Annotated in this window: 12 protein-coding genes; 1 reads left to right on the forward strand and 11 read right to left on the reverse strand. The window is 48.6% G+C overall.

Features of this window, described 5'->3' with window-relative positions; translation table 11 throughout:
• Positions 1-175: 175 nt before the first annotated feature.
• The 9 genes from grxD to WJT86_RS11675 all read right to left on the reverse strand — a co-directional run bounded on the left by grxD (position 176) and on the right by WJT86_RS11675 (position 7244).
• Entirely contained in the window at positions 176-499 is a 324-nt protein-coding gene (gene grxD / locus WJT86_RS11635; protein WP_346337745.1) for a Grx4 family monothiol glutaredoxin, read from the reverse strand.
• Positions 500-552: 53 nt separating this feature from the next.
• Positions 553-789 carry a BolA family protein gene (locus WJT86_RS11640; RefSeq protein ID WP_346337746.1) on the reverse strand — a complete coding sequence of 79 codons (237 nt, stop codon included), beginning with the start codon at positions 787-789 and terminating at the stop codon, positions 553-555.
• 47 nt (positions 790-836) lie between these two features.
• A complete protein-coding gene (gene purL, locus WJT86_RS11645; protein WP_346337747.1) occupies positions 837-3044 on the reverse strand; it encodes a phosphoribosylformylglycinamidine synthase subunit PurL in 2208 nt (735 codons plus the stop codon).
• Positions 3045-3093: 49 nt separating this feature from the next.
• Entirely contained in the window at positions 3094-3795 is a 702-nt protein-coding gene (purQ, locus tag WJT86_RS11650; protein ID WP_346337748.1) for a phosphoribosylformylglycinamidine synthase subunit PurQ, read from the reverse strand.
• A 63-nt stretch (positions 3796-3858) separates the two neighbouring features.
• On the reverse strand, positions 3859-4098 hold the full coding sequence (purS, locus tag WJT86_RS11655) for a phosphoribosylformylglycinamidine synthase subunit PurS (protein ID WP_346337749.1): 240 nt from the start codon (positions 4096-4098) through the stop codon (positions 3859-3861).
• Between the two features lie 152 nt (positions 4099-4250).
• The gene (locus WJT86_RS11660) at positions 4251-4745 is read right to left on the reverse strand and encodes a hypothetical protein (protein ID WP_346337751.1); all 495 of its coding nucleotides are present in this window, start codon (positions 4743-4745) and stop codon (positions 4251-4253) included.
• A 131-nt stretch (positions 4746-4876) separates the two neighbouring features.
• A complete protein-coding gene (gene purC, locus WJT86_RS11665; RefSeq protein ID WP_346337752.1) occupies positions 4877-5641 on the reverse strand; it encodes a phosphoribosylaminoimidazolesuccinocarboxamide synthase in 765 nt (254 codons plus the stop codon).
• 182 nt (positions 5642-5823) lie between these two features.
• Entirely contained in the window at positions 5824-6504 is a 681-nt protein-coding gene (locus WJT86_RS11670; RefSeq protein ID WP_346337753.1) for an alpha/beta hydrolase, read from the reverse strand.
• An 80-nt stretch (positions 6505-6584) separates the two neighbouring features.
• Positions 6585-7244 carry a DNA-3-methyladenine glycosylase family protein gene (locus WJT86_RS11675; protein ID WP_346337754.1) on the reverse strand — a complete coding sequence of 220 codons (660 nt, stop codon included), beginning with the start codon at positions 7242-7244 and terminating at the stop codon, positions 6585-6587.
• Positions 7245-7342: 98 nt separating this feature from the next.
• On the opposite strand from WJT86_RS11675, the gene gluQRS reads away from it, so the two are divergent.
• Positions 7343-8218, forward strand: coding sequence for a tRNA glutamyl-Q(34) synthetase GluQRS (gene gluQRS / locus WJT86_RS11680; protein ID WP_346337755.1), 876 nt, complete (start codon positions 7343-7345; stop codon positions 8216-8218).
• A gap of 12 nt (positions 8219-8230) precedes the next feature.
• Here gluQRS and WJT86_RS11685 read toward each other — a convergent pair whose 3' ends face one another.
• Positions 8231-9145 carry an AEC family transporter gene (locus WJT86_RS11685; protein ID WP_346337756.1) on the reverse strand — a complete coding sequence of 305 codons (915 nt, stop codon included), beginning with the start codon at positions 9143-9145 and terminating at the stop codon, positions 8231-8233.
• An 80-nt stretch (positions 9146-9225) separates the two neighbouring features.
• Entirely contained in the window at positions 9226-11247 is a 2022-nt protein-coding gene (locus WJT86_RS11690; RefSeq protein ID WP_346337757.1) for a peptidoglycan DD-metalloendopeptidase family protein, read from the reverse strand.
• Between the last annotated feature and the right edge of the window lie 536 nt (positions 11248-11783).

The following is an 11783-nucleotide window of genomic DNA, read 5'->3' on the forward strand; positions in this document are numbered from 1 at the left end:
ACGAAAATTAGGATGAACTGTCGCAAGCTAGAAGTGAAATGCTGAAAATTTAAGATGGAAATAGGAATGAAGCTCTACGTTCTCATTAACTGGAACAGCATCAAGTTTAGACAAGTGGCATAAAAAAAGAGGGGGTTAGTAACCCCCTCTGTATGTTGAATTGAAGAGTAAATCTTCAGGCAGAAATGCCTTTGTCTTCAAAAAGCTTCTCTAGTTCACCGGACTGGAACATTTCACGGGTAATGTCACAACCGCCAATAAACTCGCCTTTGACATAAAGCTGCGGAATTGTCGGCCAGCTTGAATAGTCCTTGATACCCTGTCTGATATCATCATTCTCAAGGACATTAATGCCTTTGTATGGAATACCAATGTGATTCAGAATCTGGACAACCTGACCAGAGAACCCACACATTGGAAAATCAGGTGTCCCTTTCATGAAGAGGACAACATCATTTGATTTTACTTCATTATCAATAATCTGCTGGGCATCAGCCATATCGGAAACTCCTGCTCAATTCCTGACATATCTATGTCGTTATATTTTGTCTATCAGTTCTCAAGGGCAATGGTTGTCAATGCAAGGGCATGCAGCTCACCGCCCATTCTGCCTTTCAGTGAGGCATAAACCATCTGATGCTGCTGAACTCTGGACTTACCTTTAAAGGCTGCTGAGGAGACGGTTGCCTGATAATGGTTTCCATCTCCTGCCAGATCACGAATCTCAATCTGGGAATCTGGTAGGGCAGCTTTAATGAACTGCTCAATTTCATGGGCCTGCATAGCCATTTAACAAACTCGCTTTTTAAAACCGTATATTTAGTAACAGGCCAATATTAATGACTTGCCATATAATCAGGCAGCCAGGATTCATGGGCTTGTTTCAGTTCATTGACAGATATGGGAAGTTCTTGCGGTAAATGCAATGATGTCCCGCCTGTCATCCCAATCCAGAAAGCAGGGACGCCAGCTGATTTGGCTTTTTCAAGAATATCCTGTGCCTGCTGTGCCGGAACGCTCAGCACATAACGGGCCTGATCTTCACCAAACAGCAGGGCATGAAGTGGGAGCTTGGTCGGTGGGTTGCTGAAGGTCATGCCAATACCCTTGGCAATTGCCATTTCAGCAACAGCAAGAGCAATGCCACCTTCTGAACAGTCATGGACAGTATCAACCAATCCATCGCGGATTAGGCCACGGACAAAATCGCCGTTGCACTTCTCAACTGCCAGATCAACCGGAGGAGGAGCTCCCTCTTCACGGCCGCAGATATCGGCAAGATAGATGGACTGACCAAGCCAGCCAGCGGTATCGCCAATGAGAATGACGGCATCATTCTCACGCTTGAAAGCAACACTTGCAGAGCGCATGACATCGTCAAGCAAACCAACACCACCGATGGTTGGGGTTGGCAGAATACCCTCACCGTTGGTCTCATTGTAAAGCGAAACGTTGCCTGAAACGACGGGGAAGGAGAGTTCCCGGCAGGCGTCACCAATACCTTTAAGGCAACCAACCAGCTGACCCATCACATGAGGACGCTCTGGATTTCCGAAGTTCAGGTTATCGGTGATAGCAAGTGGTGTACCGCCAACAGCGGTGATATTCCGCCATGCTTCAGCAACGGCCTGCTTGCCACCTTCAACCGGGTCTGCACCGCAATAGCGTGGTGTGACGTCTGCTGTCAGGGCAAGGGCCTTTGGTCCATCCTGAACGCGGACAAGGGCAGAATCACCTCCCGGTGCCTGAACCGTATTGCCAAGGATCAGATGATCATACTGTTCCCAAACCCAGCGCTTGGAGCATTGATCAGGAGATCCGATCAGCTTTATGAGCGCATCACGATTGGTGACAGGTGGGGAAATAGACTCTGGCGTAATAACAGGCTGCTTCGGTGTCGGGACATGCGGACGATCATAGATCGGTGCCTCATCACCCAATTCCTTGATGGGCAGATCAGCCATAACCTTACCATGGTGCTTTACGACAAAGCGTAATTTCTCGGTGGTCTTGCCGATAATTGCAAAGTCCAGCCCCCATTTAATAAAGATGGCTTCAGCTTCCTTTTCCTTTTCAGGCTTCAGAACCATGAGCATACGCTCCTGGCTTTCAGACAGCATCATTTCATAAGCTGTCATGCCTTCTTCACGGCAAGGAACCTTATCAAGATCAAGCTCAACACCGAGGTTGCCTTTAGCGCCCATTTCAACGGCAGAGCAGGTGAGGCCAGCAGCCCCCATATCCTGAATTGCAATGACGGAATCACTCTGCATCAGTTCGAGACAGGCTTCGAGAAGCAGCTTTTCAGCAAAGGGGTCGCCAACCTGAACGGTTGGACGTTTCTCGTCAGATTTATCATCGAACTCGGCAGAAGCCATGGTTGCACCATGAATGCCGTCACGGCCTGTTTTGGAACCGAGATAAACGATAGGATTACCAACACCTGTTGCTGCTGCGTAGAAAATCTCGTCTGTTTTCACGAGGCCAACAGCCATGGCATTCACAAGGTTGTTGCCATTGTAGCAAGGATGGAAACCAAACTGGCCGCCAACGGTAGGAACGCCAAATGAGTTACCGTAGCCACCAACACCTGCAACAACGCCGGAAATCAGATGGCGGGTTTTGGGGTGGGATGGCTCGCCAAAGCGTAAGGCATTCAGTGCTGCAATTGGGCGGGCACCCATGGTGAATACATCACGCAGGATACCGCCAACACCCGTTGTCGCGCCCTGATAGGGTTCAATGAATGATGGGTGGTTATGGCTTTCCATCTTGAATGCACAGGCCAGACCATCCCCAATATCAATGATACCGGCATTTTCACCTGGGCCCTGAATAACCCATGGGGCTTCCGTAGGCAGACCCTTCAGATGAAGACGGGATGATTTATACGAGCAGTGCTCATTCCACATTGCCGAGACAATGCCGAGTTCCGTGATGGTTGGTTCACGCCCGATCAGATCACAGAAGCGCTTGTATTCATCAGGTGTGAGCCCGTGTTCCTTGACCAGTTCCGGGGTAATAGGAGTATCGTTATTGATCATCTCTCGTCTCGTATTCCTGCCAGAAGTAGAGTTATGGGTGAATGCCGCTTCAGGCAGCCTTGCTGGTGAAAGAGTTGATGAGGCTTGTAAACATTCCGCGCCCATCAGTGCCGCCAACCAGATCATCAATCAGGTTTTCCGGGTGAGGCATCATGCCAAGGACGTTGAGATTGTCGGAATAGATACCGGCGATCGAATTCATCGAACCATTGCGGTTTGCGTCACCGGTGACTGCGCCCTGCTCATTGCAATAACGGAAGGCTACGAGACCATCACCTTCAAGACGCTTCAGGGTTTCAGTATCTGCTGTATAGTTACCTTCACCATGCGCAACACAGACATCAATTGCCTGGCCTGTTTTATATGCATTGGTAAAAGCTGTATCTGTTCGCTCAACTTTGAGGAACTGACGATGGCAGATGAAGCGCAGGTTCGCATTACGCATCAGGATACCCGGTAACAGACCGGATTCACATAAAATCTGGAAGCCATTGCAGATGCCAAGAACAAGGCCACCGCGTGCAGCATGATCTCTTACCGCATCCATAATATTGGCGCGCCCGGCTATGGCACCGCAACGAAGATAGTCACCGTATGAAAACCCGCCGGGCAGAACAACAAGATCCGTTCCTGCTGGAAGAGATGTTTCTGCGTGCCAAACCTTCTCAACTTTTGAGCCAGCCTGTACCAGAGCACGAGCGACATCGCCCTCACGGTTAGAACCTGGAAAAACAATGATCGCAGCTTTCATAGCCTTTGCTCCCTTGAGCCAAGCCCTGATATCATCCGGGCTGATAGAATATGCAGCGTGATATCAGATGATATCGATCTGAAAATTCTCGATGACAGTATTAGCGAGCAGCTTTGTGCAGGCTGCTTCAAGAATGGCTTTGGCTTCGGATGCATCAGAAGTCGCAACTTCGATATCGAAAACCTTGCCCTGACGGACACTGCCAATGCCATTGACGTCGAGGGATTTCAAAGCACCTTCAATTGCTTTGCCCTGAGGGTCGAGAACACCATTTTTCAAGGTAACTGTAACGCGAGCTTTCATGTCATTTCCCGATGGCTAGGAGATCGGACCGGCTGCTTCCGGCGTAGACTAGTGGAATACGCGTTTCTCACACGATTAACAACCAATCATAGGGCTATGAGCGTAAAAAAATACGGGTTGTTCAAGATATGTTGAAGTATATTTTTCTTTGTTCAGTCAAATGCAGACTGATTGCGGCGTGCTAATACGCCGATTGCCGTTTTATCGACGATTTCTCTTTCCGTTCCGACAACAATGATAATCTGGAGAACATTATCTTTTTTCCAGCCAAAAACCGTGCTCTCGACTTCTGCTTTCCCGTCCTTACGCTTCATGCTGAGTGCGAAACCATGAATGCCGTCTTTGACCAGTGGGGTGATGAAACTCTGGCTGGAAACAGGTTTTGCGGATTTGTTCTTGCTGAGAGCAACTAATGCCTTGCGTTTTCTGGCCTCAAGCTCTGTTAAAAGTCGCTTTGGGTTATCCAGTATCTGCATCAGTCTATCAGCTGTTTCTCCCTTGGCGGAAAAAATACCGACAACCAGTCTGCTACTGCATTTTGGAATTTCGCAAAAGGATATTGCCTTAGGCTCAATCTCACCTTCGTGAAGAAACTTATGAAAGGGAAGGGAGAACCATTGTCCGGCATTCTCTATGCCAGAAATCATTTTGCCAGCCGGGTAGCAGCTTACAAGAAGCAGGACAGATGCGACTGCCAGTGATTTTTTGAAAGGGCCGGGCATTCAGAAACAGAATGAAAAAACGGAGTGGTCTGTGAACGCACTCCGTTATTTTTTGATTATTGTACGAGGCGCGGGCCGCTTCCGGCCGACTGTTCGTTCTCGGTGACGATGCCAAGGCGGCGCGCAACTTCCGTATAAGCTTCAATCAGCCCGCCCATGTCGCGACGGAACCGGTCTTTATCAAGCTTATCCTTGGATTTTGCATCCCACAGACGGCAGGAATCGGGGGATATTTCATCTGCCAGAATAACGCGTGACATGTCGTTATCCCACAGGCGGCCCATTTCAATCTTGAAGTCAACAAGCTTGATACCGGCAGCCAGGAACATACCTGTCAGGAAGTCGTTGATGCGCATTGCCAGCATCATCATTTCATCCAGTTCCTGCGGGGAAGCCCAGCCAAAAGCTGAGATATGCTCTTCCGATACCATCGGGTCGTTCAGCTCATCGTTCTTGTAATAGAACTCGATGATGGAACGGGGAAGAGGTGTCCCTTCCTCAAGACCGAGGCGTGTTGCAATTGAACCAGCGGCAACGTTTCTGACGACGACCTCAAGCGGAATGATCTCTACAGATCGAATCAGCTGTTCGCGCATATTCAGGCGTTTGATGAAATGGGTTGGAACACCGATTTCGTTTAAAGCCTGAAAGATGAATTCTGAAATCCGGTTATTCAGAACGCCTTTACCGTCGATAACGGCATGTTTCTTGGCGTTGAATGCGGTGGCATCATCTTTGAAGTGCTGGATAAGCGTTCCCGGCTCAGGTCCTTCGTAAAGGACTTTCGCCTTGCCTTCATATATACGGCGGCGGCGGTTCATGGGGGTATACCGTGGTTCGAAATGATAGATAGTCAAGCCGTTGGGCCTTTACTTACAGGATAACGGCCTGCTCTGGGTTACGGACCTTCACGCGGCCAAGGCTACGCTTCGGACCGATGCTGGGAACCTAAACCATCACGCTACAATATACAACGGACGGTTTTAAATCATTCCGTAGAATATCACTTCGGAAGCGGAATTCCAAAACTATTGAGAAGGAATGCCCCACCGCGCTGGAAACCTTCGCCATCAATACCATGGGCTAGTCCGCGTGAGATGTGAGCTTGTGTCGGGACGCCAAGATCATCAAGGATTTGTTTTGATATTGGCAGGGCCTGAGGAGGGATAACCTGATCCTGATCGCCATGTATAAGCATAACAGGTGGTTTCGAGGTGATATCGTCTGCAAGACTTTCAGGGCCACGTGCCTCATCAAAAACGATGATCCCTGAATATCCAAGGATTGCACCAATCTGCTCAGGACGGCGCAGGCCGACATGAAGGGCCATCATCGTTCCCTGACTGAATCCAACAAGGGCAAGCTGGGCAGGCTTGAGGTTATAACGTGCCAGTTCACTATCCAGAAAAGCGTTTAATACTGGGGCAGCATGATTAACGCCGACCCAGCGTTCATTCGGGTTCTGGAAAGTCAAATCAAACCATTGCCGACCCATTGGCGACATACCGCAAGGCTCTGGCGCATTGGGTGAAACAAATGCTGTATCTGGCATCCAGCGTTGCCATTGTGCTCCGAGGTCAATCAGATCATTCCCATCGGCGCCATACCCGTGCAGAAAGACAACCAGTTGTGTGGCTGTTCCGGAGGCGGGGGCAATACGAGGACCGTCAAGCGTTGTAGACATAAAAGGCTCCGCTGGAGTGTGTTAAAGAATATGTCAATCAGCGATAACTGATCATGGCTAAAGCAGCAAGATAAGTGGCTTTAGTTGGTGCTCATAACCCCATCACGTGCCTTAACCTGCCGATAGTAGGCCCACAGGATACGGGCTGCAACTGCGCGCCATGGCCGCCATTTGAGGGAAAGCTCCGTAATCTCTTTTGCAGAGGGGCGATGGGGGTAGCCATAGGCAATCCTATAGGCTTCCTGTAAGGCAAGGTCTCCTGCTGGGAAGACATCAGTATGTCCGATGCAGGATAGCAAATACAGGTCGGCCGTCCATGGGCCGATGCCATGGATTGCTGTCATCAGGTTATGTGCCTCTTGAGCTTCTATTTGGGCTAATTGTTCGATGGGAAGCCGATTCTCAATGACCGCTTCCGCCACTGCGCGCATGGTTTTAATTTTGCCTTGAGAAAGGCCGAGTTTTCTTAAATCCTCTTCGGGTGATGATATAAACTGCTCATGGCTGACTTCTCCCAGATGGCTGACAAGTCTTTGCCAGATTGCATTGGCACTGGCCGTTGAAAGTTGCTGGCCTGTAATTATCCAGCAGAGTCCGGAGAAGCCACCTTCACGCAGTCGCATTTGTGGAATGGCGCCTTCTGCGACTAGGCGGGCAATAACGGGATCTTGCTGTGAAAGCGCTTCAATCCCTGCTTTCAGGTCATTCTCTGTGTCGATCCGTTGAATACTATGCGCCATAGAATGGACCCTTTCAGGTTTACACCGTCTGATATCTTGCTAAACGGTTCAAACCAATTCTAATAATAAAGACCTATCTGCAGTGAGAGTATCTGTTTTTGCAACCCGTTTTTCGCTTTGCTCCAAGCCCGAATGGCCTTTTGCATCTTGGACATGCCTACTCAGCTCTTCTGAACGAGAGACTGGCGAGGACATGCAAGGGACGTTTGCTGCTGCGTATTGAAGATATTGATATTTTACGCTGCAAGCCTGAGTTTGAGCATGCGATCTATGAGGATTTAGGCTGGCTCGGGCTTCAATGGGAAAAACCTGTCTTACGTCAGTCAGAACGTTTTGACGCCTACGGCAAAGCATTTGCATGTCTGAAGGATATGGGAGTTGTCTATCCGTGTTTCTGTTCTCGCAAGGATATTGCTCAGGCAGTTGCTGACCACATGACTGAAGAAGTGGATCCGGATGGAGCTCCGATTTATCCCGGCACTTGTCGTGGCCTGAGCTTAGCTGAAGTCCACAGTAGGATTAATCGGGGTGATGAACATGCCTGGCGGCTTGATGTCGAAAAAGCTCTCGCGTGTATTGATGAACCCCTGATTTATGAACGGTTTGAGCCGGATCAAAATAATAATGCTGTCAAGAGTATTTCAGCGTTTGAATGCTATTCTCTGCGCTGGGGTAATCCAATCATTGTCAGGAAAGAGACACCAACGAGTTATCATCTTTCTGTGGTGGTTGATGATGCGCAGCAGGGTGTGACACAGGTGGTGCGGGGGAGGGACCTTGAACCTGCCACTGATCTGCATGTTTTGCTTCAGAAACTTTTAGGTCTTCCGACACCCGTTTATTATCATCATGAACTCATACGGGGTGGGCAGGGGGAGAAGCTTTCTAAAAGTCTGTTCTCTGAATCGCTTGCTGAGTTACGTGCAAAAGAAAATACGCCGGAAGATATCCGGCGTATGCTTGGTTTCTATTAAATATATTAAGTGCTAGACACCCAGAACACGCAGCCACATTACGATTGTGAAAATGGATAGGGCTGTTGATAGCGTCAGTGTTGTTGAAGCCAATCCAATACCCTGACGGTATTGCGCTGCAAAAATATAGGCATTTACGCCTGTCGGGCAGGCTGCAAACAGCACCGCAACACCAATCCATACGGGTGGCATCGTGAAGACATAAGATGCCAGCACGTAAACCAGAAGTGGGTGCATGATCAGCTTAAGGAATGAAATGATGCTAGGCTGTTTCCAGCCAGCTTCAATCCCATAGCGATGTAGTGAGATACCCATGGCAATCAGGGCGCAAGGGCCTGCAGCTGTTGCCACCGGGTCAGTAATCTTCCAGATAAACTCAGGCACATAATGGCCGAATGGCCGGATGATAAGACCAAGAATAATGCCCGCCATAATTGGGTGGGTCACAAGCCGTTTAATGAGGGTGAGAACAGATGCCTTCCGGCCCTCGGCAAGAATGGTTGCCAGTGTCATGATGATTGGCAGATGGATGGCAATCAGCATGAACAACGGTACTTCAGCGGCTTTGCCATAAGCCTGCATGATCATCGGGATACCCATCAGCATGGTGTTGGACTGTCCGGCAGCAAAGCCAGCAACAACGCCTTCTGTCGAATTCTGTTTGAATATCTTTCCTGAAATCAGGCTTGAGATAACCCAGACACCTAAGGCACCGCCAAAATAGGAAATCCAGTATCCCCACGGCTGATTAGATGGGAACTCGGCATGAACCAATGTACGGAACATCAGGGCAGGCATGCCCAGATTGAAAACAAATTCCGAAATACCGATCCCGGCTTTTTCTGACAACAGATTGAATCTGATTGCCGAATATCCAACCATGACTAGTCCGAAGACAGGTAAAACAATCAGGATGGCGGTTAACATTTTAACCCCGCTTGCAGCAGCGGTAACTGCATCTTCTTATTTTTCAGACCCTGCTGGAAAAAGTCACCAGCAGAGTGGGATTATTCCGAGCTGTCCCGGGCAACCGCAATGGACGAGCCAGCTTTATCGAGAATCATATCAATCTGTTTACGTTGGCTGACAAAGTCTGCCAGACTTGTTCCATTCAGCTCTCTGCCACGTGGAACACGTATTTTCAGAGGATCAACAAGATGCCCGTTTACCTCAACTTCATAATGCAAATGCGGGCCTGTCGACAAGCCGGTTGTTCCAACATACCCGATTACTTGACCCTGACGGACGCGGGCGCCAACGGTGGAACCTTCAGCAAAGCGTGACTGGTGAGAATAAGAAGTTACGTAACCATTGGCATGCTGTATCTCGATACGCATACCGTAACCGGATTTCCAACCTGCGACAATAATCGTGCCGTTACCAGCTGCAAGAATTGGTGTACCAATCTTATTGGCCCAGTCGACACCCGTGTGCATCTTGGAATAGCGCAGGACAGGGTGGCGTCTCATTCCAAACCCGGATCTTAAAATGCCGTCTGTAATCGGTTTGCGTAGCAGGAAGCGTTTGAGTGAACGGCCTTCACTATCCAGATAATCAACACTGCCATCATCTGATTGATAACGATACAGCTTGCGTGCTTCACCATTGGTTACGAAAGCGGCAAACAGCATTTCAGGCTTTTCGCCAGTTTCATCATCAACGGAATAAAGAATCTCGATGGAATCACCCGGCGATACGCGACGCTGGAAATCAACATCGCTGCCAAATATCTTTACGAGCTCCTGAACCATGTCAGTTGGCATATTGTTTTTAGCCGCCGTCTCATAAAGACTTTCATAAATGCGGGCGGTGCCAAGTTTGGCGTTCTTCTCTTCCTCTTCTTCTTCAGTAGAGGAGCCTTTGGCACTGGCAACGGCTGTATTACTGGATGATGTATCCTCAATCGGCATAACCGAGACAAATTCACCGCGATCAGAAAGGGCTGCAATCGCTGTTTCCTTCTTTCCGGAAACCAACGTGACTCGTAAAACATCATCTGTTCGGTTTGTCAGAGGATTCTCGCCGTAGAGAATGCGTATAGTTTGCCCCTCTCCAAGAGAAGAGACCTTTACGCTTTTCCCGAGAACCTGAATAATCTCATCAACCTCTGTTGCCGGGATTCTCTGATCTAGTAAGAAGGCTTTTAGGGTTTCCCCTTTTTTGAGTTGATATTCTTTATCACCATCGTCCGGCTGAGCTGCTGTGTCTTTCGTAATGTTTGTGACGTTTTCCGGAATCACCCGAACTTCAATTCCAGAAAAGAAATTATCAGCCGTATTTGTCCCGCCCATGACATCTGTCAGCTGCCCAAGGCTTTGAAGGGGGCGTGAGAGAAGAAACTGCGGTGTAATAGGCAAGCCACTGCGCTGCCCCTGACTTTTGAGCAGGCTCAGTTCTGTTTCCAGCTGAGCTAGAGCATCGCTGTCACTGAGCGTCTGCTGATTCTCTTTAAATACGATATGAGTCAGATCAGCCCGGGTAATAGAGACATCCGCATCTGTGATTTCAGGTTGAGGAGCAGGCAGCTCTTCAGTCTGATTGTTATCATCTCCCTGAGCCATCAGCTTCATAGGGTTAAAGGGAGGGATATTGCTTGCGTAAAGCCCGGAGGTTGTCGACAAAGGTGTCGCAACACGAATAAATTGTCTGACCTTGATAATCTCGCGATTCCCGATCTTTGTTGTGATCGGTATTCGAAGAGCGTCGCCATTCTTATTATCAGAAGCCGCACTCTGGCGGACAAGCTTATCGCCTTTGATAATAGGGGTGGCTGAGCTGTTATCAGGAGCTGATGCCTGATAGGGGATGTATCTGGCTTTGCGTGGCTGTTCGACAAGAGAGGTCAGGCCTTGAAAAGCAATATAGACAGAGGCACCAATAAGGGCACCGCCGGTAATGCCGATGAGAATGCTCGCACCCAGCCAGCGAAGGTTAACTTCGCGGCGGTCAATAATCTCTGCATTTGACCCAGCGGCATCAAGCGGTGGTTCATTGCCAAGATCAGGAGCGTTTCCACCTGTTGTCAGCATTGGCAATATTTCCTGCCTGTTGCGATCATATAACTGCTACTCTTTATCTTCTACACATGAGATATCCCGCGAAGGAGATATCTATACATAAATTATGTCATTAAGCCCAATCTGGATTTGAACAGGCGTTGGCTGCGTGCTTGGCCATAGCGGTGCACTTTCATTTAACTAAGCCTATTCGTATGAATATGGCAACTTTGCAGCGCCGATTTGGTTTATCATTCATAAGATAAGTGGCAGAAGTCTTTAGAAATAAGCCTTTTGCAAATTCTCCAAAGGCAGGCTTAAACTTTTTCCAAAAAATAAACTCATATTTTTCAGTGTGTTAATATGTTTTTGCAAATATTTTTGCATTATTGATGCTTAAAGTAGATATGCCCTGTTGACTCTTTTGGGTGTGTATTTCATAAGGTGTCCATCGGCGCCGCGGGGCAATTGTTTTGCGGCGTCTTTGTTTGCCTGATGGTCGTTTGATTGTTAGGCAGTCTCTTCGGAGGCGGTCTAAAAAAAGAATTTAAATTCTGCATTTTTAGATT

The sequence above is a fragment of the Hohaiivirga grylli genome, assembly GCF_039655745.1.
GTDB classification, from domain to species: Bacteria; Pseudomonadota; Alphaproteobacteria; order Rhizobiales; family Beijerinckiaceae; genus Hohaiivirga; species Hohaiivirga grylli.